Origin of the sequence: Streptomyces sp. NBC_01571, assembly GCF_026339875.1 — a bacterium.
Classification (GTDB): domain Bacteria; phylum Actinomycetota; class Actinomycetes; order Streptomycetales; family Streptomycetaceae; genus Streptomyces.
In genome coordinates, this window is sequence record NZ_JAPEPZ010000002.1 from 248865 (window position 1) to 271210 (window position 22346).

The window sequence follows — 22346 nt, forward strand, 5'->3', positions numbered from 1 at the left end:
GGGGCGGACCGGAGTCTCGGAGGGCACCGCCGCCGGTTCGGACGGCCGTCCGGCAGGGGTTCGGGGCGGACACCGCTTCGTACGGACCACGTGGGGAAAGCCGTGCGGGGAAGGAGTCGACTCCTTCCCCGCACTCATGTCCGCGGGCTGCGCGGGCGATGCCCGGCACCCCGTGGCGGATCAGGTCACCGGACGACGACCTGGGCGCTGCCCGTGATGCCGCCGGAGGTCACCGAGACGGTGACGGTGCCGTGGCGGTGGGCGGTCAGGGCTCCGGTCGAGGGATCCACCGACGCCACCTGCGGGTTGCTGGAGTTCCAGAGGTGGGACGCCGGGTCCGCGACCGGAATGGTGAGCGGTGCGATGTTGTCACCGGCGATCTGGTCCCCGGTCGCGGTCAGGGTGACGTGGTCGCCCTCGGCGATGGGGTCCTTGGGGCCCTTGACGGTGATCGACGCGAGAGCGGGCTCGACCGTGTACTGCAGGTCTCCGTCGTCACCGATCCGGATCAGACCGAAGTGGTAGATACCGCCCTGGTCGGCCGGGGCGTAGGCGGGCATGCCGAGGTCCGCGAAGGCGAACTGCGGAATGCCGCCCTCGGCCGTCGTCACGCTCCGCCCCTCGGGGTCGAGGACCTGCTCGGAGAAGCCGCGCGCGTGACCGTACATCATGATCACGTGCTGCTTCGGGTGCGTCTCCTGGTAGCGCTGCACCAGCCGCAGGTACATGCGCGCCTCCCACCGGTCCGTGAACTGGCTGTTCGCGGCAGGGTGCGGGTCGTACGCCGGCATGTGCGTGATGACCAGCACGTCCTTGGCGGTGGTGTCCGTCAACTGCTGTACCAGCCACGGGTACTGTTCGCCCGCCGGGTCCTGGAACGGGTCCGAGGACTGCAGGCTGCCGTGCGAGTTGTCGGTGACGATCATCCGCGCCGCACCCTGGGAGTAGCCGTAGTGGGTGTCGCCGAAGGTGTCGCTGTAGTTGCCGTTCTCGGCGTCCGCGCCCTGGGTGATCTCGTGGTTGCCGACGATGTCGCGCTCGGGGACGCCGAGGGCGTCCATCTTGGACTTGGCGAACTGCAGGTCCGCCGGCTTGCCGTCGTCGGACATGTCGCCGAGGAACTGGGCGGCGTCCGGCCGGGCCTGCGGGGTGAGGGTGGGCACCCTCTTGGCGATGGAATCCATCACGTTGCTGCTCACGGAGCCGGGGTCGCTCGCGAGCAGGTGCGCGTCGTCACCGGTGAGCAGGGTCGTGCCGCGCTTGGCGAACTCCGCGGAGTCCTCCTCGAACTTCAGCCACGACGGGTTCTTCGGGATCGCCTTGTACTCGGGCTCGACGACCGGTCGCGGGGAGTACAGCGCCTGCAGCCCGGCGACGTTCAGCGAACCGGTGTACGTGGTGCTGGGACTGATGGCCAGGAAGTCGAGGTAGCTGACGGTCAGCGGGAACTTCATGCCCGCCGGCAGCTGGGCGACCGCGAGGCGCCAGCCGTCGGACGTGACACCGGTCAGGTACAGGGGGGTGTTGGCGGTGCCGTCGACGTTGATGTACTTCTCGGCGAGCTGGAGGCCGTCGGGGCCGCCACCCTTGATCCACACACCGATGCCGGTGGGGACCTGACCGTCGTGGGTGTCGGTCTTCAGCGTGACCTTCGGCGCCAGCACGAGCTGCTTGACGCCCGCGCCGGCCGGCATCGTGTAGTCGAGGCGCAGCGAACCGGACTCGGTGGACTCCGGCGGGACGACGCCCGGGTCGGCGCTCAGTGTGGCCGGCTTGCCGGTGGTGTTGTTGCTGAGCCGCCAGACGTCGGTGCTGGTCATCGGGTCGACGACCTTGGTGACCCGGCCGACCGCGATCGACGTGGTCGTGGTGGTGCCTGCCACGGTGGCGCTGACCTCGGCGAGACCGCCGTGCTCGGCGTCCGACGTGAACAGACCGTGCGCGTCGACGGTTCCCAGGTTGTCCGGGGTGACCTTCCAGGTGGCGGCCTCGGCGGGGATCCGCACCGCGTCCCCGCCCTTGACGGTGCCGGACAGGGAGAGCTGCTGGATGGCGCCGTTGTCGAGGTCGGCCTGGTCGGGAGAGACCGTCAGGGACTGCAGCCTGCTGACGACCTCGAGCTTCTCGGAGGTCGTGACCCGGCCGTCGGAGGCGACGATCCGGCCCGTGCCGGTGCGGCGCGGGGTCAGCTTGCCGTCCTCGTAGGTGGCGAGGGACGAGGGCTCGATCCGGACCTCGACCTTGCCGGACGCCGGGTTGGAGAACCGGTCCAGCGCGTGCACGGGAACCGGGACGGCGCCGCCGGCGACGGTGGTGACCGTCTCGCCGCCGTTCACCACGACCTTGACGGCGTCTCCGGCTTCCTTGGCGGTGGTGTAGAAGAAGATGCCGTTCGCGACCGGGCGTTCGGTGTTGCCGGGCTGGTCGGAGGGGGTGTTGACGACCTCGGCCTGATCGGCGCCGGGGGCACGGCTGACCATGCCGGTGGAGCCGCCGCCGTCGAAGAGCATGGCGGTCCAGGCGCCGTGGGCGACCATGTAGCCCGCGGCCTGCTCGGGCGTCACACCGAACGCCGCATCGGCGCCGCCGTGGCCGTCGATGGCGACGACGACGGCGTGCTTGCCGTCCTTGGTGATGCCGACCGCCGTCTCCGGGTTGGCACCGCTCGGCGGGGTGCCGGTCGGGTCCTTGTAGACCTTGCCGTCCTTCACCAGCGTGTCGACACCGCTGACCAGCTGCGTGACATCGTTGTCGGGAGACAGGCGCGCGGTGATGCCCACCGAGTCACCCGTGTGCAGGGTGTCGCCCAGCCACTGTCCGCCGTTCCCGGCGCCGAGCAGGCCGAGCTGATCGGAGGTCAGCCGCGGCACGGTGGTGACACCGGTCCGGACGCTGTCGACGACGAAGCCGCCGGTGGTGGTGTGACCGAGGATCAGTGTCGAGGGCTGGGGCAGGCCCGGGGTCTCGCCGAGGTCGGGGGTGACTTCGGTGACGCCGCCGGACGCCGCGTCGTTCACGGTGTTCACCGACGTGAGCGGGCGGGTCGCGGAGCCCGCGGTGATCGTCCCGGAGAAGGTTTCCGGGCCCATCACCATGGTGCCGTCGGGCTTGACGCCCAACTGGGAGGCGAAGCCCGGCTTGGGGCTCTTGAGCATGTGCCCGTTGGAGACGACGCCGCCGAGCGGGCGGCCGCTGGCGTGGATCTCGAAGTAGTCGCCGTTGACGCCGGCCACCGCGTGGGTGCGGCGGGCCATGGACGACGGTGTCTCGTCGTCAGGGTCGGTGATGGTGTCGCCGGCCTCCACCACGCCGACCCGGAGGTTCGGGTCGGCGAGGTCGGCCTTGAGCACCTGGATGTGCTGGCGGCCGCCGACGGTGTCGTAGGTCTCGCCGTAGTGCTGCAGACCGCGGGTGACGGTCTCGGCCGGGGTATGGGTGTAGTCCACCACCAGCGGCCAGTTCTCCGGCGTGTCCGGGAGCCAGTTCCGGTCCACCGGGTGGCCGTGCGAGGCCACGTCGTCGGTGGAACCGAAAGCCGTTCCCACACCGGTTGCGGCACCGGCGAACGCCAGCGCCACCGCGGTTGCGACCGCGGTACGGCGTATGCCGGGTCCCGCGGGTCTCTTTGCGCGAAGTGTCATTGAGTGATTCCTTACGACCATGCGTACCGGTGGACACCGGTGCGCACAGCCACCGCACACCGTCTCGGCGGATCGCAGGTTTCCCCACCGGATGAAGCAGATGACCATCTGGAGCGTTTCGCTCCGGACAAGGTCAGGTTGCGTTAACCTTCATCTCCGCTTTCCCGGAGCACGGTTCGCCGCCCGACGGCAGCTCCGTCGGGCGCCCCCAGCGACGGCGGCGGAAGCACCCCCGTCGGCAGAAACGATGGCGGTCGGGGCCATGCCCTCGAGCCGGGCCGCCCACGCGGTGAACTGAACAGCCGTACCACCAGGAGCCGGTCGAGCGGCGCCATGGCCGCCGGCAGAGCCACAGCGCGCACAGCTGTGGGCCCGCCGAGGTGTACAAGCCCCCTGACGGGCACGCATCCCGGGGCACCCGCCGATTCACCGGTGGTACGTCGGGGCGGCGTCGTTCGTCCAGGGAACCCGGCTGCGCGGGCCTGGCGGCCTGTCGCAACGCGGGGCGGTGTCGCGGGTCTTGGGGATCAGGTCGCCGTGGACGAGTGCGAGGCACCGATACGGGGCCTACGCCGTCGAGCGCCTCCCGTCGTCGCCGTGCTGCGGGTGCGGCCGTCAACGCCGGTGCGGCTGTGGGCTGGACGGAGCCCCGGAACACGGCTCGACGGCGTACGGCTCCCTGGGCGCGTGGTGTCCCGGCCGGCCCGCGTGGTCGCGATCGGACTGGCGCCGAGGGAGGGCAGGAAGCCGGGGTCGTCAAGGCCGCGCGCAGAGCGAGGGGCGCGGCTCAGACGGCTATCAGGGGGACGGTGCGACGATGGGTGCGCTGCGGTGCCGTTCGCAGTCGAGAGGTACGGCCGTCGAGATATGCGGGGGCCGTCCCCGGGTCGTTGGTGTCCGCGCCTCGGTGACGCCGGACGCCGGGAGAGAACGGTCGCTCAGTGAACGAGCGCCTCACGCAGCCCCGGCTTCGACGCGTCGGCCCACACGGTCGGCAGTTCCCGTTCGCACCGTTCGGCCACGGCGTTCTCCTGGCCGTACAACAGGCCCCAGGTGAAGCCGGACTCCCCCGCCGCCTGCGCCGCCAGGGCCAGGTTCCGCAGGACGTCCCGCGCGACGACGCTGTCCTGGTGCTCCCCGAGCACCTTCTGTACGGCCTTGACGCGCCTGCCGAGCCGTTTGGCGGGTTTGCCGAGCGAGGCGCGCGCCGCTTCGGTGGCGTACCGCGTCTTCTTGGCCGCCTTGCGGGCCTGATGGAGGGCCGTGTCCCGTTCCTTCCCCGGGGAGAGCTCGAGCGCGTGCGATACCCGGCGGGCCAGTTGGTCGAACTCCTTGAGGATCGCCTTGACCAGCACCCGCTCCGGTTCGCGGGCGGCTTTGCGACGCAGCGGAGGCTGCTTCGTGAGCTTGGTCAAGGAATTCAGAAGGGCCAGGTAACGGGGTGAGCGCAGGGCGTCGAGGGTGCGCTGCCGCGCCTCGGAGGAGCGGGAGACGTTCCACACCCTGAGCCGGGCGTCGACGGGCCCGAGGACCAGTTCGCGCGGCAGGGCCCCGATGCGCGCGTCGAGCCGTTCCATGAGGACCTCCTGGTCGCGTTCGGCGCCCAGCTCGCCTCCCAGCCACTTGAGCTCCTCGCGGATCGGATCGGTGACCTCACGCGCCAACACCGCCCGGTGGGTGCGCAGGGTGCTGCGCAGTCGACGGCAGGTGACACGCATCCGGTGCACCGAGTCGGGCAGACCGCGGCGTACCGCGGGATCGAGGTCCACCAGGCTGTGCACCTGCGCGTTCACGTACCCGAGGACGTCCTCCGCGGCCGAGCCGGGTACGACGTCCTCGACACGCTCCCGCGACAGGGGCGCGGCTCCCGTTCCCGTTTCCTCCAGGGCCCGGGCCAGCTTGGACGAATTGTGCGCACGGTCGATGCCGTTCTTGCGCAGCGCCTTGTCCACGACGTCGAGCAGTGCGGGATCGACGTCCTGGGCGAGCTCGACCTCCATCTCGGTCCACGAGGTGTGTGCGGCCCGTGTGCTCTTGGCGAGCAGCGACTCGGCGCGGACCCTGTCGAGGCTCAGCTCCGCGAGGACCGTACCTTCGGGACCGACGAGGTGCTGCGTGCTGCGGGTGGACCGGATACGGACGACCGGCCTCAGATCTCCCCCTCGGGTACGGGAGAGGGCCAGGTCACGCAGGGTGACCGGAATCGTGTCGGACAACGGGGCCCGCACCTCCTCCCGGCTGTCCCCGGACATGGGCAGTTTGAGGTGCCAGCCGGCGTCGGCCCCACCGGTCCTTCGCCGGAGTGTCGCCGACGCGCCGACCAGACGCAGATCATCAGTGTCGTAGTACACGGCGTCCAGTTCGTCGGGGCCCTCACCCACGACCGAGGCGATGCCGTCCACGCTGGTGAGGTCCGGCAGCCACGCGGTGTCATCGGCCGACGGGGCTTCGTACTTTCGCTCTGTCTCTCGCTTCGAATAGGTCATATGGGGCGCGTGCACGTCTCAGCGCCGCTCAAACATGCGCGGGGCGAACCGACGGCATCCGGGGCCGGGTACCTCGTCGTCGTTGCCGGCTCCCACGTCGTCGTGCCGGGACGCCACTGATCCCGGCAGTCCGAAACGGGAGACGGACTGCCGGGACCGGACAGGCCGGTGTCACATGCACCTGCCGTGGACTACTTGGGCTTGACGGCGTCCTTGGCCTTCTCCTTGGCCTCGCGCAGGTCGCCCTTGGACTCCTCGGCGTGCCCCTTGGCCTTCAGGGACTCGTTGCCGACCGCACCACCGACGACCTTCTTGACCTTTCCCTCGGCCTGCTCGCCCTTGGCCTGAGCCTTCTCGTCCGCAGCCACAACCACTCACATCCTGTCGTATCGGGAAAAGGATTCACCCCCCGTCTCACCCCGTTCACGGCCCCCAAACCCGGAAAGTTTCCACAGGGAAAACATCGGTGCCGCCCCATCCCGGCGTGCTGAGACATTCGATGTGTAGCATCCGGGACGCAGGGCACCCGGCGTTCCGAGAAAACGTCACCGAATTCGATGGCGCCTGTACAACCCCGCATTTTCTGACCGTGGGGAAGCGAAAAATATCGAAGAAGGAGCCGTTTTATGAGCGACAACATCTGGGGCTACCAGCCGACCACCGGCCACGCCGCGGGCACCGACCTGATCGGCTACAAGGTCGAGGCCACCGACGGCAGCATCGGCAAGGTCGACAAGCACTCGGACGACGTCCACTCCTCCTACCTCGTGGTCGACACCGGTGTGTGGATCTTCGGCAAGCACGTCCTGCTGCCCGCCGGCACCGTGACGACGATCGACCAGGCCGAACAGAAGATCTACGTCGCTCTCACCAAGGACCAGATCAAGGACTCCCCCGAGTTCGACAAGGACAAGCACGTCGGCGACGCCGGCTACCACGAGCAGGTCGGCGCCTACTACCAGGGCCAACGACGCGCCTGACCCGCAGCACCACCCCACGAGCGGGGGCCGGCCGAAGATTCTCCGGCCGGCCCCCACTTCCCATCCCAGTCACCGGCTTCGCTCATCCCACCCACCGGCTTCTGGTCCCACTCACCGGCGGCACGGCGCAGCCAGGAGGGTGGGTGGGTGGGCCTCGGTGGCTGGAAGGCCGCTTGACGTTCCGTCACGGCAGGCGGAGTGCGGTGACCCCGCTCCGGGGTGTGTCGGCCAGGGGCAGCCGGGCGGTGATGCGCTTGCCGACCGCTTCCCGTTCGACGTCGAGGTGCCAGGCCACGGCCTTCACGATTTCCAGACCGTGCTGGCCGATCCTGCCGGGGTCGGCGGTCCGGGCGGTGGGGACGGTGGGGTCGCTGTCCCAGACGGCGACGTCCACGATGCCGTCGGCGATCCGAAGGTGCATCAGCGTCGGCCCCGGAGCGTACTTGCGGGCGTTGGTGACCAGTTCGCTCACGACCAGCTGCGTCAGATCCATGACCCGGGCGGACACGGCCAGACCGTGCACGGTACGCGCCTGCTCAAGAAAGGCCACAGCGAGATGGCGGGCGTCGGCGATGCAGCCGTCGTCGTCACCCAAGGCGTAACTCGCCTGTACCGTGGTGACATGCCCCACACCGTGCTCATCGCCGGTCTGGGCTCCCATCCCGACTCCCTCGTTCCCCGTCTGTTACAGCCCTCGTGTACCCGTCACTCAATCACGTAATCACAACGTGCTCTTCGGCACAGCCGTTCAGCTGCATCCGCCCCGGGCGTTGGGGCACAATCTCCACGCGGTGGACCGGGCGAGCGCAAACGAGGAGACAGTGACCAGCATCCAGGGAACGGACAGGCCGGACCGACTGTCCGTCAAAGAACACACGACCAACGGAATCCGTGTCGTGACGCTGGCCGGTGAGATCGACCACGATGTGGCGGACGCCCTCCGCGCCATCTTGCTGCCGGCCGACGGCCAGGACCCGCCCCGTACCGCGCTGGACCTCAGCGCCGTGACCTTCATGGACTCCAGCGGAATCAACGTCCTCGTCTCCGCCCACCAGGCTGCCGCCGATGCCAACGGCTGGCTGCGCGTCGCCGGCGCTCAGGGACCCGTCCTGCGCGTCATCCAGCTCGTCGGCCTCGACTCCGTCATCGCCTGCCATCCCACCGTCGAACAGGCCCTGCACAGCTGAGCGTCCACCCGCCTCGCGAGCCGACAGCGGGTTAAGGGCGCCGTCCCCGCGTTGTTCCAGGGCACTGCCGCGGACCGGGTGCGCGCTCGGGACGCCGGGGGCGGGCATCAGCGACGCAGCGACTTGATGGCTTCCTCAATCGTCGGGGAGAGGCTGAACAGCTGGTCGAGTCCGACGATCTCGAACACGTGGGTGAGATCCGCGCTGAGTCCGGCCAGGGCGAGGGGAGATCCGGCGGCCTGGGCCCGCTGGTACGCGGTGACCAGGACGGTGAGGCCCGTGGAGTCGCAGTAGGTGAGCCCGCTCAGATCGATCACCGTGCCGTCGGATGTGAAGGCGGCGTCGTCCACCGCCGCGCGCAGTTCCGTGGCGGTGTGGTAATCGAGTTCACCGGTTGCCGTGAGCACGGTGACCCCGGAGGAATGAGCCTTGGAGGCGGCGATAAGGGTGCGCTGGGTCACTGGAGCTCCTGGGCGGTCGGTTCATTGCGGGGAGGCGGGACGGAGAGGGCCAATAGTGCCGTGTCGTCGGTGACACCTGCGCCGAGGCCACCAAGAAGCTCATCGATGGCGGTCAGCAGAGCACCGGAACCCGGAGGGCGGATCGCGGAGAGGTGGGCGACCAGTCCCGCTTCTCCGAGCATGGCCCTCGTCTCGGTGCGTGCCTCGGTCAGACCGTCCGTGTACAGCAGCAGCGTCTCGCCGGCGGCGAGTCGCAGGGTGGCCGTCACGAAGTGCGGGTCGGGAAGGAGACCGATGAGGTGGCCTCCCTTGGTGGAGATGGGATGGACGGCCCCGTCCGCGCGCAGGGCGAGCGCCGGCGGGTGGCCTCCGCCGGCCAGCGTGACGGCGAAGGACCCGTCCGCCTCCGGCTGGAGGACTCCGAATACGGCGGTGCGGTAACGGGGATCATCACCCTGGTATTCGCCCTTGAGGACGGTGTCGAGATTCGCCAGAACCCCGCACGGATCAGGGTCGTATATGGCCGCGGCACGCAGTGTATATCGGGCCAGGGACGTCAAGGCGGCGGCTTCGGCGCCCTTTCCGCACACGTCCCCCAGAAAGAAACCCCAGCGTCCGTCGTTGAGGGGGAAGAGGTCGTAGAAATCTCCTCCTACCTCGTCCGGTGAGGCGTTGTGGTACGAGGCGGCGACCCCGAGCCCGGGAACTTCCGGCAGGGCGGGCGGGAGCAGCGTGCGCTGGAGGGTGCGGGCCAGGCGTTCGGCGTCCCTGCGCATACGGCGCTCGGTCGCTACGGTGCCGCTCACCGACAGCCGTAGTTCGAGTTCGTCCACCAGCAGGGTGGACAGGTCCTCGAGAGCGCTCATCTGCCGGTCGGTGGCCTTCCTGGGCCGGGTGTCCAGCACCTGGATGCTGCCCAGTCGCTCGCCGCCCGCGGTGACGACGGGAGCGGCGACGCAGAATCGTATGCCCAGCTCACCATGGATCGGCCGACCGATCACCGTACGGGCACCGGTGGACGTGGCACCGGCTGTGCCGGAGCTGTCGGGGAGGAGCGTGCGGGTCCACAGCTCCGGGGCGCAGCCGGAGTCGGCCACCGGGTCCGGTCCGTGCGTCGTCCGGAACCACGCACCGTCGGTGCCGGCGACCGCTACCGTTGCCAGGGGCGCGTCGAAGAGGGCGGCGGCCAGTGAGGCGACCCGGCTGAGGATGCTGTCGACGGCGGCTGCTTCCAGGCCGCCGTAGCGCTGCGTGACGTCCGGGCGCCGGGCTTCGCCCATCAACGAGGTCATCGCTCGAGGAGGTGGGGCGTCGTCCTGCACAGCCACCGCCGACTCCTGTTCGTCCCCCCACCCCCATGGTGAGAGTGGCTGTCCTATCCTACGGATCGCGCCACCGCACCACGGCCGTGGTGGCGACTCCCGGGGGACGCCGAGCGGTCGGGCGGGGCGAGGGCGGCGCGGTCGTGAGGGCTCTTTGGACGTGTACCGCGCTTGACGGTGTCGGCAGACAGGAACGAGGGGATGTCGAGTGGGCACCGAGAAGCCCGAGCCTGAGGCACGACCGGCGGCGGGCATCGATGTCTTCGCCGCCGACAGCGAGGTCGGGCGTGACCTCGCCTCGGTGGACTGGGAGGCGACGCCGCTCGGATCACCGTCCGGCTGGCCGCAGAGCCTGCAGACGGCGGTGAGCATTCTCCTGTCCTCACGGTTCCCCATGTGGATGGCGTGGGGCCCGGAGCTGACGTTCTTCTGCAACGCCGCGTACCGGAGCGACACCCTGGGCGGGAAGTACCCGTGGGCCCTGGGACGGTCGGCGCGCGAGGTCTGGGCGGAGATCTGGCCGGACATCGGCCCGCGGATCGACACGGTGATGACCACGAGCCGGGCGACCTGGGACGAGGCGCTCCTGCTGTTCGTGGAGCGCTCGGGTTTCCCCGAGGAGTCGTACCACACCTTCTCCTACAGTCCCCTGCACAATGACGACGGCCGCGTGGTCGGCATGCTGTGCGTGGTCAGCGAGGACACGGAGCGGGTCATCGGCGAGCGACGGATGGCCACACTGCGTGATCTCGGATCCGATCCGAGCGTGGTGCGTACCGAGAAGGAGATGCTGGCTTTCGCCGGCCGGCAGCTGGAGCACAATCCGCAGGATCTTCCCTTCACCCTGACGTACATCTTCGAGGAGGACGGCTCCGCCCGGCTGGCGGCCTCGACCGGGGTGAGCGCGGGAGATCCCGTGGCTCCGCGGACGCTGCCCGCCGACGGCGCCGGGACGGTGTGGCCCGTCACCGAGCTGCTCCAGGGCGAAGCGGTGCTGATGGATCTGGATGGCGTTCCGGCCTCGGCGCTGCCCGCCGGAAGCTGGCAGGAGCCCCCGACACAGGCCCTGGTGGTGCCGCTGTTGCAGCCCGGCAGCGCTCCGTACGGATTCCTCGTGTCGGCGCTGAACCGCTACCGGCCACTGGACGGCGGTTACCGGGGCTTCGTCGAGCTGGCCGCGGGACACATCGCGGCGGGTATCGCCAGCGCGCGCAGCTACCAGGCGCAGCAGCGGCGTGCGGAAGTGCTCGCGGAGCTGGACCGGGCCAAGACCACGTTCTTCTCCAACATCAGCCACGAGTTCCGCACCCCCCTCACCCTGATCATGGGCCCGGTGCAGGAACTGCGCGGCCGGCTGGCCCAGTCGGATCCGCAGGTCCGGGCGGAGCTGGACGTCATCCATCGCAACGGGCTGCGGCTCGGCAAGCTGGTCAACAGCCTGCTGGACTTCTCGCGCATCGAGGCCGGCCGGATGCAGGCCCAGTACGAGCCGGTGGATCTGGCCTCGCTCACCGCCGAGCTCTCCAGCGTCTTCCGCTCGGCCGTCGAGAAGGCGGGGCTGACCTTCACGGTCGACTGCCCGACGCTCGACAACCCGGTGTACGTCGACCGCGGGCTGTGGGAGAAGGTGATCCTCAACCTCCTGAGCAATGCCCTGAAGTTCACCTTCAGCGGTTCCATCGCTGTGGGGCTGCGCAGCGACGGCCGCGAGGCGGTGGTGACCGTCACGGACACCGGTATCGGTGTCCCGGCCCACGAGATGCCGCGCCTGTTCGAACGTTTCCACCGCATCGAGAACGCCCGGTCCCGCTCCGACGAGGGCAGCGGCATCGGTCTCGCCCTCGTGGAGGAACTCGTCACCCTGCACGGAGGCACGATCACCGCGTCCAGCGCCGAGGGCGAGGGCACCCGCTTCACCATTCGTCTGCCCTTCGGTACCGCGCATCTGCCGCCCGACAGTCTGGTCTCCGGCACCCGACGGGACGCGATACCCGCCGCGGCCGCGCCGTATGTGGAGGAAGCCCTGCGCTGGCTGCCCGGGGAGCGGACGGACGCGGTCCCCCAGGGCGTCAAGGACCCGTCGGTCGACACGTCCTCCGTCGAACCGGTCGCGGCCGCCAGGGTTCTGATCGCCGACGACAACGCCGACATGCGTGAGTACCTCACCAGGCTGCTGACCGGAGCCGGGTACGAAGTGGCCACGGTCACCGACGGCGTGGAGGCTCTGTCGGCCGTGCGCGCGCAGCCGCCGGATCTCGTCGTCAGCGACGTCATGATGCCCCGCATGGACGGACTCGCCCTCGTCACGGCACTGCGTGCCGAGGCGCGGACCGCGGCCGTCCCCGTCCTCCTGCTGTCCGCCCGCGCGGGCGAGGAAGCGTCCATCGAGGGACTGCAGGCGGGCGCTGACGACTATCTCGTCAAGCCCTTCGCCGCGGCCGAACTCCTCGCCCGGGTGCGCGCCAACCTGGACCTCTCGCGGCTGCGCAACCACCATGCCCGCTGGCGCACCGCGCTCGTCGACTCCCTGCAGGAGGCGTTCTTCGTCTGCGACGAGGACGGCGCGGTCATCGAGATCAACACCGCGTTCACCGACATCCTCGGATACGGGCCCGAGGGGCTGCCCTACGCGCCCGTCCACCCCTGGTGGCCGGACGCCGAAGCGGACGCCGACGCCCACCAGCAGGTCGCCGAGGCCTTCTCCGGTCTGCTGGCCAACAGCCGGGGCAGCTACACCATCCCCGTCACGCACCGCGACGGACACCGGCTGTGGGCGAGTGCCTCCTTCAACCAGGCGCAGGACCCCGACACCGGACGCACCGTCACCGTGGGAACCTTCCGGGACGCCACCGCGGAGCACTACGCGATCCAGCGAGAGACCGCTCTGGCCGCTCTCAGCATGCGTCTTTCCCAGGCCACCAGCCTTCCGCAGGCCCTGGCAGGAGCCCTGCAGGAGTTGGAGACCCTGTGGCGCGCCCAGCGCGTCGTCGCCGTGGTGTTCTCCGCGGACCAGGGGCCTCAACTGAGCGGCTCGGACGCATCATTGGCCTGGAGCACCCTGGACGAGGACCGGCGTGCGGCGCTGACCGCGCTGCGGGACGGGCCGACGCTGACACCGCTCGCCGACGCCACCGGGGCCGGTATCACCCTGGAACACCCTGACGGTCCCCTGGTCATCTGGCTCGACCTGCACCGGCACCGGCCGTTCACGGACCAGGACCAGCTCCTGCTGTCGCTGCTCGGCGGGCACCTGTCCCAGAGTCTCGCCCGCGCCCACCAGATCGATCAGCAGCGGGAGACCGCTCTGGCTCTGCAACGGGCCATCCTCGGCCCGTCCAAGCTGCCCGAGGGCTTCGCCGTCCGCTACGAGCCCGCCGCCCGCCCCTTGGAGGTAGGAGGCGACTGGTACGACACCATCACCCTGCCCAACGGCCGGATCGGCATCGTGGTCGGCGACTGTGTGGGCCGTGGTCTGGAAGCCGCCACCGTGATGGGTCAACTGCGCAGCGCCTGCCGGGCCCTGCTGCTCCAGGACTCGGATCCCGGCCGGACCCTGATGGCGCTGGACCACTTCGCGGCCGGCGTACAGGGCGCCCTGTGCACCACCGTCTTCTGCGGAGTGCTGGACCCGGAGACGGGTCACCTCACCTACTCCAGCGCCGGACATCCGCCCGGCATCCTGGCCCACCCCGACGGCACCACCCAACTCCTCGACGGCGGTCGGTACGCTCCGCTCGCCGTACGCCCCGGTGCCCAGCGGCCGCAGGCGGAGTGCACCGTGCCCGCCCGCGCCACCCTGCTGCTGTACACCGACGGCCTCGTCGAACGCCGTCGGCGCCCGCTGACCACCGGCATCGACCAGGCGGGAGAAGCCGTCCAGGACGGCCGGGAGACCGCGGTCGACGAGCTGGCCACCCAGGTCATGACACGCCTCGCCCCGGCGAACGGCTACGACGACGACGTCGCTCTCCTGCTCTACCGTCACCCCGCGCCCCTGGAGTTGACGTTCCCGGCCGAGTCGGAGCAACTCGCCCCGGTGCGCAGGGCGTTGCGGACCTGGTTGGCCAAGTGCGACCTCCCGCCCCACACGGCACAGAGGGTGCTGGTCGCCGCGGGGGAAGCCTGCGCGAACGCCATTGAGCACGGTCACCGTCACGCCCCGGGGCAGACCGTGCGGTTGCGCGCGGAAGCCCTCGTGGGCAACCTGCGGCTGACGGTTGCCGACACCGGACGCTGGAAGACTCCTCAACCCGAGGCCAACGCGCACCGCGGCCGTGGAGTGGCCCTGATGCGAGCGATGATGCAACAGGTCACCATCACCCCTGGACCAGTCGGCACCACTGTCGACATGCACACGAGGATCTCCTGATGACCACACCCCTCACCCTCACCCCAGGGCACCGGCCGGACGGAACCGCGTTCCTCAAGGCCACCGGCGAGATCGACATGAGCAACACCGACGCGCTCGCCTCCGCACTGGAGAACATGCCGGGGCGTGTCGTCATCGACCTCACCGAGATCGACTATCTCGACAGCGCCGGGCTGAGCGTCCTGTTCGCCCACGCGGACCGCATCGAGCTCATCACCGCCCCGCTGCTCACTCCCGTCCTGATGTTCTCCGGACTCGCCGACCTCACCACCGTCCAGGAGGCGTGACCTCATCCGGCAGCATGGGCGGCGGGCGCCGCTCAGGCGTGTGCGCAGGCCGTGCGACGCGGTCCCCGTGTCACTACCGCTTCGTTCGGAGGCGCAGGTCGACCTCCTTCTCCTGGTCTCCCGACGCCGTGCCCTCCTCGTCCACGGCGAAGGCCGCTCTCAGGGCTTCGCAGAGCTGGTCCACGGCGACATAGCCGCCCTGCAGGGTGGCGGTGAGCGAGCCCTCCAGCCGGGCCGGCCCGGTGGGTATGCGCTCCTGCGTCGGCACGAACTGCGCCGTCCATACGGCGGGGTGGTCCCCCGGCTGCTCCTGGGGCACGGCGTCCGGGGGCCGGTCGACGGGGAACGCCGTCCGCAGGACGTCGAAGACGGTGGCCGCGTCCTCCTTGGACGCTCCGGTGAGGGACACAGTGACCATCGGGGTCACACTCCTTTCTGCTGAGGGTCGACGACACGCTTCGGATCCTCGGCGGAGGCGTCGGCCGCCGCGAAGACCCCGTGGCGGCTGCACCCGCCGGAACTCCCGCCCCGCGGGGGGCGGTCAGGCGGGCGGTTCGTCGGGCACGGGATGCGCCGGGCGTTCGCTGCCGGAGTGCGACGCGCCCCTGCGGCCGGTCCCGGCCTCGTCCGTATCGGGAATCTCAGGATCGGGCTCCTGGTCGGCGGCGGCCCGCGTCGGGACACCGACGACGTCCCAGGGGTCCTCGTCGGAGGTGGCCTGCTGATCGGGCAGGTCCCTCGGGATCGGCTTCGACGACGGTGCCCCACCGTTCCCAGGGGCTTCCACGCGGCGTTCACTCATGGCGTTCTCACTTCCTGGCGCAGGGATGGCATGGGACGCAGGTACCCCTGCGGCCGGCGATGATGCCGCAACCGGGTCGCCCCGGGGCTGGTCACCTGCTCTGCCGCCCGGAGCTCATCCGCACCCGGACGGTGTGCCGGCCGGAGGTGCCCGGTGTAAAGGACGGCCGCCGCAAGAAAGTGACCCCAGCGTCCGCACCCGCCCAACGAGGGGGCCGAGGCCGCACATCGCGGCCTCGCTCGTGCGGACCGGCCGGGCGCCTCGTTCGCCGCGTCGCGACGGGTTCTCGGGGGCGCGACAGGTCCCCCTTGCATCAATCGCCGCAAAGCAACACGTTCAGACACGACAATGAGCCAGGAAAAAAGAAAAGCGACAAATATTGACGCTATCAACCAGCGCGCGTAGCTTCCGACGCAGTCGCCAGGCAGCGTCAACTCAGCTGCCCCAAGGGCGAGTTGTAGCTCCATCCCCCCATTGGGAGCACCTATGCGCAGAAGAAGATCTGCCACCTCGCGTCTCCACCCACCGCACCCGGCCGGGCCCGCTCGCCGACTCGCACAGGCCCTGATGTCCGTCGCCGCCGCCCTCGGCCTGCTGGTCACCGCCCTGGTCGGCCTCCCCGGCGTGGCCCAGGCGGCGGGATCACAGCCCTGCGACCTCTACGCCGGTGCCGGCACCCCGTGCGTCGCCGCCCACAGCACCACCCGCGCGCTGTTCTCCGCGTACGGCGGACCGCTCTACCAGGTCACCCGCGTCTCCGACGGCGCGAGCACCGACATCGGACTCCTGTCGGCCGGCGGCTACGCCAACGCCGGTCAGCAGGACACCTTCTGCGCGAACACCACGTGCAGCATCTCCAAGGTGTACGACCAGACCTCCCGCCACAACGACCTCTTTCCCGGCCCCGCCGGCACGGCCGGAATGGGCGCCGACCGGGGCGCGGACGCGAGCGAGCTGTCGGTCACCGCGGGCGGCCACAAGGTGTACGGGATCTGGGTCTCCCCCGGCGTCGGCTACCGCTCGCACGGTGCCGCGTCGGGTGTCGCCGTCAACGGGCAGCCGGAGGGCGCGTACATGGTCGCCAGCGGCACCCACGTCGGCTCCGCCTGCTGCTTCGACTACGGGAACGCGGAGTCCACGCCCGCCGACACGGGCAACGGTCACATGGACGCCGTGTCCATCGCCACCACCTGCTACTTCGCGCCCTGCAGCGGCTCCGGACCGTGGGTCGAAGCCGACCTGGAGAACGGGATGTTCCAGGGCGACAACGGCTCCAACACCGCGAACAAGGGCAACAACAGCACGTACGTGACGGCGGTCCTCAAGAACAACGGTCAGACCACCTACGCCTTGAAGGGAGGCAACTCCCAGTCCGGCGGGCTGACGACATGGTGGGACGGGGCCCTGCCCTCGCGGGGCGGATACCGGCCGATGCAGCAGGAGGGCGGCATCATCCTGGGCACGGGCGGCGACAACAGCAACTGGAACATGGGGTCCTTCTTCGAGGGCGTCATGGTCGCCGGTTATCCCACCGACGCCGCCGAGAACGCCGTGCAGGCGAACATCGTCTCCGTCGGCTACTCGGGCCAGACCAGCGTCCCGAACGGTCCGCAGGGCACCATCACCGGCCCGGGCAACCAGTGTGTCGACGTCAGCGCGGACGACACCGGCGTGAACAGTGCCGCCGTCGGCCTGTGGAACTGCCAGTCCTATGCCGAGGACCAGCACTGGACGCACAACGCCAACGGATCCCTCGGCACCATCGGCCGCTGCCTCGACATCATCGGCAACGGCACCGCCAACGGCACCCAGGTCGAACTGTGGGACTGCAACGGGGTCGGGGGCCAGAAATGGGTGCAGCGAGCCGACGGCTCGCTGTTCAACCCGCAGTCGGGCCGCTGCCTCGACTCTCCCGACGGCGCCACCGCCAACGGCACCCGCCTGCGCATCTGGGACTGCAACGGGTCCGCCGCCCAGAAGTTCGCCGTCAACGGCGGCGCCCCCGTGGCGGGTCCGGGCGGCACCTGCGCCGACGTGGCCGGGGACGACATCGGGTCCAACGCCACCGCCGTACAGCTGTGGGGCTGCCAGTCGTACGCGGTCGACCAGCACTGGTTCCACAGTTCGGACGGCCGGCTGCACACCCTGGGCCGCTGCCTCGACATCAACGGCAACGCAACCGCCAACGGCACCCAGGTCGAGCTGTGGGACTGCAACGGTGCCGGTGGTCAGATCTGGCAGCAGCAGGCCGACGGCTCGCTCCTCAACCCGCAGTCGGGCCGCTGCCTCGACTCACCCGACGGCGCCACCGCCAACGGCACCCGCCTGCGCATCTGGGACTGCAACGGATCCGCCGCCCAGAAGTTCGCGCTCGGCTGAGCAGCGGTCGGTGCATCTGCTCCTCGCACGAGGCCGGGGCGCCCGGTCGGACGAGAGCGGTCCGGCCGGGCGCCCCGGTGCCGAGCACCCGGGAGCGAACGTCCGTGCCCATGTCAACTGCACCCTTTACCTGCCCCGCCTACCCTCCGTCGCGCCATCCACTGGTTGCTAGTAGACGATCGGTCGTCTACTGTCTGGTTGACCGTTACACAAACCGTCGCGGTTCGGCCGTGACCCTTCCCGTCAGGATTCCGTCAGGCGGGACCACGCGCCCCGGCCGGCCGATTCCGCCTACGCGCCGCCCGCGCGGACAACACAGGAGATGCCACCCATGCGTGTCGAGATCTGGACCGATATCGCCTGCCCTTGGTGCTACGTCGGCCGTGCCCGCTTCAACCAGGGGCTGGCCGCCTTCACGCACCGTGATCAGGTGGAGGTGGTGCACCGGTCCTACGAGCTCAATCCACGCGCCGAGAACGGTGCCGTGCCGATCATCGAAGCGGTCGCGGCCCAGTACGGGCGCACGCGCGAGCAACAGATCGCCCGCGAGGAGCAGGCCGCCGACATGGCGAGATCCGTGGGACTGGAATTCCGCGTCGGGGGACGGGTCTTCGGGAACACCTTCGACGTGCACCGGCTCCTCCACTTCGCCAAGACCCGTGGCGTCCAGGACGAGTTGACGGATCTCGCCTTCCAGGTGAACTTCGCGGAGGAGCGCTCGATCTACGACACCGAGACTCTGGTGGACCTGGCCGTCGAGGTCGGGCTGGGCGAGACGGAAGCACGGGCGGTGCTCGGCGACCCGGACGCGTACGCCGAAGAGGTGCGAGCCGACGAACGCCTGGCTGCCGACCTCGGCGCCGGCGGAGTGCCCTTCTTCGTGCTGGACCGGCGCTACGGCGTCAGCGGCGTCCAGTCGCCCGAGGGGTTCACCCGGGCGCTGGAGCAGGCTTGGGCGGGTCAGCCCGCGGAGCAGAGGTCCTGACCGAAGCCGCGCGACACCGCGACGGAACCGGCCCCTCTGCCGGTCGCGGTTTCATGGAGCGCCTTCATGAAGCGCCTTCATGGATCAGGAGCTCGGGCCGGGCCGCGAGCAGCCGGGTCAGCAGCGGCAGGGCCTCCGCCGCGCCGTTCGCCCGCGCCGCGGAAAGGTGGGCGACCTCGTCCGGCAGTGTCGTGCCCCCGCGCGGGACGGCCAGGACACACATGCCGGCGGCGGCCGCCGACCGGATGCCGTTCGGCGAGTCCTCGACCGCCAGACAACCGGACGGCGGGACGCCGACCTCTGCCGCCGCGCGCAGGTACGGATCCGGCGCGGGTTCGACCCGGACCACGTCCTCGCCGCACACGACGGCGCGCAGCCCCGCCAGCAGGCCCAGCCCTTCGAGGGCCGCCAGGACGAAGCTGCGGGGACTGGCGGTGGCCACGCCGACCGGCCCGTGCCGTCCGGCTTCGAGGACCAGCTCCACCGCCCCGGGCAGCGCCCTCACCCGTCCCGCGGCGCATTCGTCGACCATCGCGGCCGCACAGGTTTCGACCACCTCGGCGGGGCCGGCCGCACCGCCGCACAGGCCGCTGACGTACGAAGCCCAGCTGCCGTTGCCGTGCAGCGCGGCGGTGTCCTCGGCGCGCCAGCGGTGACCGTGACGGGCGACGAAGTCCGCGCACACCCGCCCCCAGGCGTCTCCCGTGTCGATCAGTGTGTCGTCCAGGTCGAACACCGTCGCTCGGAGCACGCGGGTCACGCCGTCGCCGTGCCCGAGAGCCGCAGCCGGTTCGCCAGCTGCTCGATCGAGACCAGCGTGAGACCGTGCTCGTCGGCGCAGGCACGCAACCGGGCGGAGCCGGCGACCGAGCCGTCGTCCTCGCAGACCTCGCTGAGCACCGCGACCGGCGACAGTCCCGCCAGGCGCAGCAGGTCGACACCGGCCTCGGTGTGCCCACGTCGCTCGGCGACCCCTCCGGGGCGGGCGCGCAGCGGAAACACATGCCCGGGGCGGACCAGCCGGTCGGGCCGGGTGCCGGGGTCGGCCAGGGTCCGCACGGTCAGTGCCCGGTCGGCGGCGGAGATTCCCGAGCCGACCCCGACCGCGTCCACGGAAACGGTGTAGGCGGTCGTTTCGACTGCCATGTCGGCCGGCGTTCCGGTGACCGTGTCGAAGCCCGGAGCGGGCGGGACCATCAGTGGCAGTTCCAGCCGGTCGGCCACCTCGGGGGCCATCGGCGCGCAGATCAGCCCGCTGGTCCAGCGGACGAAGAAGCCCATGGTCTCGACGGTCGCGAACTCGGCCGCCATGACCAGGTCACCTCCGTTCTCCCGGTCCGCGTCGTCGACCACGATGACCGGTCGCCCGGCTCGTAGATCGTCGACGGCGACCGCGAGCAGGTCAAGCGACTGTCGCACCGATGCTGACGTCACGGCGATCAACCCATCGTGGGAATCGTTCTTGCTGCGGATGCATCGGTAACCGAACAAACAAGCTCGAGAAACCTGTACACCAACAGAACGATTCTTCAGACAAGCCGCGGTCTCCGCCCGAGGTCGTACAGGACGGCGGAGGCGCGCGTGCCCTCTCCGACAGGGGTCACGGGACGACGTTCAACAGCTCGGTGTTGCGGTCGCCCGCGCCTCCGGCCCATCCCTCCTGGACACCTGCCCGCATGCTGTCGGCGAGACCGGGGGCGTTGTAGGCGAGCTCCCGGAACAACGACGCGAGGCCGACCGCCGAGAGATCGTCGAAGTCCGGTGCCGTGCGGTGCGGGGCGGCCGACTCGACGAGGGTGGTGAACAGGGACACCGTCCCGTCCTTGTTGTCGACCAGTTCGAACAGTCGGGCGTGGTGCGGATAGTCGACGTGCGAGGCGGTGTTGACCTCCCAGAAGGAGCGGGCGGCCGTCGCGTGCGCGTGGGGGGTGATCCGGTTGACGTGGCTGTGGCCGTTGATCCACGCGACCACGTTCGGGAAGCGGCTGAGCAGGGCGATGACCTCGGCGCCGTCGTGGCGCGGTTCGTCCGTACGGGCGGCGTCGGGGCGGCGGGTCATGCTCGGGCTGTGATGGTGGCTGAAGACCAGGATGTGGGCGTCGTCGGCTCCGGGACGGCGTACGAGACGGCCGTCCGCGTCGTAGGAGCGGGAGCTGTGCGCGGCCAGGGTCTGTTCCAGCCAGCGCATCTGATCGCCGCCGAGGGACCCCTCGTAGTGGCCGCTGCGATACGTCGTGTCGATGCTGATCCCGATGACGTTCTCCGCGACCTGGAACGTGTAGTACATGCGGTCGCCGTCGAGGTGGTCCGGTGTGTAGCCGTGGCCCACCGGTCCCGCACCGGCGCGGGCGGGGTCGAGATGCGCGGCCAGGTAGTCGTGCGGGGTGAAGAGGTGGCGCCGCTCGTCCGCCGTCACTGTCCGCGCGGAGGCGGCGTGCCTGTTCAGGATCGCCGTGAGCACCTCGCTCTTGGGGTCGTCGCCCGAACCGAGCGCCTTGGCGTAGGCGGCCGCGTCCGCGTCGGGGACCGACAGCAGTTTGCGGGAACCGACGGCGAAGTCGTCGAGGGCGGGCGACAGGCAGCCGCCGGGCAGGTCGTCGTGGTTGCCGACCGTGGAGTACCAGGGGATCCGCAGGCCCGGGCTGGTCAGGGTGCGGGTCGCCGCGTCGAGGAAACCGGGGATCAGCGGCAGCCCGCGCCGCTTGTCGAGGTCGCGCAGCGCCGGGTCGCCCGGGTGCCAGTACAGCGGAAGCCCGGAGTTCTGGACGCCTTCGTAGGTCTTCGGGTCCCCGGTGTTGGGGGTGATCCGGCCGCCGTTCATCAGCGTGAGGAACCACTCCAGTTCGATGGCGGAGTTGTTGTCGATGTTGTCGCCCGTGGTCATCACGAACGCCGGTGGCAGTCCCGAGTGCGGGCCCCCGCCGAGCTTGTTTACCTGCTCCACGAGCGCGACGGCGCCCGCGACGGTCAGCGCCTCCTGGGCACGCCACGCGGTCGGTGTGCGGGAGCGGAGGAACTCCGTGCGCAGCGGGTTCTGCACATCGGCGATGTGCAGGTCGGTGAACTGCACGAAACACGCGAGCGGGGTACGCCGGTCTTCGCGGCCCGCGCGGGGTGGAGCGATCTCCTCCCGTACGACCATGGGCCAGCCCGGGCCGGAGACCAGCCGCCGGTAGGTGCCGGTGTGCGGGGCTCCGCCGAGGCGGGCCGTCGTCTCCAGGGTGGTCGTCGCGTGCGGCGCGGACCGTTGAGCGGCGGCGCGCACGGCGGGCTCCGCGGCGTGGGGCCGGCGTTGCCGGGGCAGGAACGCCCCGGCCGATCCGGCTGCTCCGGCCGCCGCGACGGCGCCCGACGCGAGCAGAAAACGACGGCGGTTGATGGTGGACTCGGGTTCGATCCCGGTCATGGGGCAGCCCTCCGGTGCCTCCGAGTGACTCACTTAGAGGT

At 70.3% G+C, this 22346-nt stretch carries 17 protein-coding genes; 6 read left to right on the plus strand and 11 right to left on the minus strand.

Annotation, left to right across the window (positions count from 1 at the left end; genetic code table 11):
• Positions 1–185: 185 nt before the first annotated feature.
• From OHB41_RS44330 to OHB41_RS44340, 3 genes are all read right to left on the minus strand, one after another.
• Positions 186–3641 (minus strand): phosphodiester glycosidase family protein, encoded by a 3456-nt coding sequence (locus OHB41_RS44330; RefSeq protein WP_266707136.1) that lies wholly within the window; start codon positions 3639–3641, stop codon positions 186–188.
• Between the two features lie 938 nt (positions 3642–4579).
• Positions 4580–6127, minus strand: a complete 1548-nt coding sequence (locus tag OHB41_RS44335; RefSeq protein WP_266707138.1) for a CYTH and CHAD domain-containing protein — start codon at positions 6125–6127, stop codon at positions 4580–4582.
• A gap of 191 nt (positions 6128–6318) precedes the next feature.
• A complete protein-coding gene (locus OHB41_RS44340; protein ID WP_266707140.1) occupies positions 6319–6495 on the minus strand; it encodes a CsbD family protein in 177 nt (58 codons plus the stop codon).
• A 258-nt stretch (positions 6496–6753) separates the two neighbouring features.
• On the opposite strand from OHB41_RS44340, the gene OHB41_RS44345 reads away from it, so the two are divergent.
• A complete protein-coding gene (locus OHB41_RS44345; protein WP_266707141.1) occupies positions 6754–7107 on the plus strand; it encodes a PRC-barrel domain-containing protein in 354 nt (117 codons plus the stop codon).
• Positions 7108–7291: 184 nt separating this feature from the next.
• Here OHB41_RS44345 and OHB41_RS44350 read toward each other — a convergent pair whose 3' ends face one another.
• Positions 7292–7768 (minus strand): ATP-binding protein, encoded by a 477-nt coding sequence (locus OHB41_RS44350; protein WP_266707142.1) that lies wholly within the window; start codon positions 7766–7768, stop codon positions 7292–7294.
• A gap of 160 nt (positions 7769–7928) precedes the next feature.
• Here OHB41_RS44350 and OHB41_RS44355 point away from each other — a divergent pair, with 160 nt between their 5' ends.
• Positions 7929–8294 (plus strand): STAS domain-containing protein, encoded by a 366-nt coding sequence (locus tag OHB41_RS44355; RefSeq protein WP_266707143.1) that lies wholly within the window; start codon positions 7929–7931, stop codon positions 8292–8294.
• A gap of 107 nt (positions 8295–8401) precedes the next feature.
• On the opposite strand, the gene OHB41_RS44360 is transcribed toward OHB41_RS44355, so the two are convergent.
• Together OHB41_RS44360 and OHB41_RS44365 are read right to left on the minus strand one after the other, a co-directional pair.
• Positions 8402–8755: an STAS domain-containing protein gene (locus OHB41_RS44360; protein WP_266707144.1), complete on the minus strand. Its 354-nt coding sequence runs from the start codon at positions 8753–8755 to the stop codon at positions 8402–8404.
• Positions 8752–10083, minus strand: a complete 1332-nt coding sequence (locus OHB41_RS44365) for a PP2C family protein-serine/threonine phosphatase (RefSeq protein ID WP_266707145.1) — start codon at positions 10081–10083, stop codon at positions 8752–8754. The genes OHB41_RS44360 and OHB41_RS44365 overlap by 4 nt, the downstream gene beginning before the upstream one ends.
• Positions 10084–10285: 202 nt before the next feature.
• Here OHB41_RS44365 and OHB41_RS44370 point away from each other — a divergent pair, with 202 nt between their 5' ends.
• Together OHB41_RS44370 and OHB41_RS44375 are read left to right on the plus strand one after the other, a co-directional pair.
• Complete coding sequence (locus OHB41_RS44370; RefSeq protein WP_526025085.1) at positions 10286–14446, plus strand: SpoIIE family protein phosphatase; 4161 nt, start codon at positions 10286–10288, stop codon at positions 14444–14446.
• Positions 14446–14733 carry an STAS domain-containing protein gene (locus OHB41_RS44375; protein WP_266707146.1) on the plus strand — a complete coding sequence of 96 codons (288 nt, stop codon included), beginning with the start codon at positions 14446–14448 and terminating at the stop codon, positions 14731–14733. The genes OHB41_RS44370 and OHB41_RS44375 overlap by 1 nt, the downstream gene beginning before the upstream one ends.
• A 73-nt stretch (positions 14734–14806) precedes the next feature.
• Here OHB41_RS44375 and OHB41_RS44380 read toward each other — a convergent pair whose 3' ends face one another.
• Together OHB41_RS44380 and OHB41_RS44385 are read right to left on the minus strand one after the other, a co-directional pair.
• Positions 14807–15151, minus strand: a complete 345-nt coding sequence (locus OHB41_RS44380; RefSeq protein ID WP_266707147.1) for a hypothetical protein — start codon at positions 15149–15151, stop codon at positions 14807–14809.
• A 123-nt stretch (positions 15152–15274) separates the two neighbouring features.
• Positions 15275–15535 carry a hypothetical protein gene (locus tag OHB41_RS44385; RefSeq protein WP_266707148.1) on the minus strand — a complete coding sequence of 87 codons (261 nt, stop codon included), beginning with the start codon at positions 15533–15535 and terminating at the stop codon, positions 15275–15277.
• 567 nt (positions 15536–16102) lie between these two features.
• Between OHB41_RS44385 and OHB41_RS44390 the strand changes: the two genes are divergently transcribed.
• Together OHB41_RS44390 and OHB41_RS44395 are read left to right on the plus strand one after the other, a co-directional pair.
• On the plus strand, positions 16103–17914 hold the full coding sequence (locus OHB41_RS44390; protein ID WP_266707149.1) for an arabinofuranosidase catalytic domain-containing protein: 1812 nt from the start codon (positions 16103–16105) through the stop codon (positions 17912–17914).
• A 331-nt stretch (positions 17915–18245) separates the two neighbouring features.
• Positions 18246–18899 carry a DsbA family oxidoreductase gene (locus OHB41_RS44395; RefSeq protein ID WP_266707150.1) on the plus strand — a complete coding sequence of 218 codons (654 nt, stop codon included), beginning with the start codon at positions 18246–18248 and terminating at the stop codon, positions 18897–18899.
• 64 nt (positions 18900–18963) lie between these two features.
• Here the strand turns inward: OHB41_RS44395 and OHB41_RS44400 are convergent, their stop codons facing one another.
• From OHB41_RS44400 to OHB41_RS44410, 3 genes are all read right to left on the minus strand, one after another.
• On the minus strand, positions 18964–19659 hold the full coding sequence (locus tag OHB41_RS44400) for an HAD family hydrolase (protein ID WP_266707151.1): 696 nt from the start codon (positions 19657–19659) through the stop codon (positions 18964–18966).
• A complete protein-coding gene (gene ribB / locus OHB41_RS44405; protein ID WP_266707152.1) occupies positions 19656–20318 on the minus strand; it encodes a 3,4-dihydroxy-2-butanone-4-phosphate synthase in 663 nt (220 codons plus the stop codon). The genes OHB41_RS44400 and ribB overlap by 4 nt, the downstream gene beginning before the upstream one ends.
• Positions 20319–20499: 181 nt before the next feature.
• A complete protein-coding gene (locus tag OHB41_RS44410) occupies positions 20500–22305 on the minus strand; it encodes a TIGR03767 family metallophosphoesterase (RefSeq protein WP_266707153.1) in 1806 nt (601 codons plus the stop codon).
• Between the last annotated feature and the right edge of the window lie 41 nt (positions 22306–22346).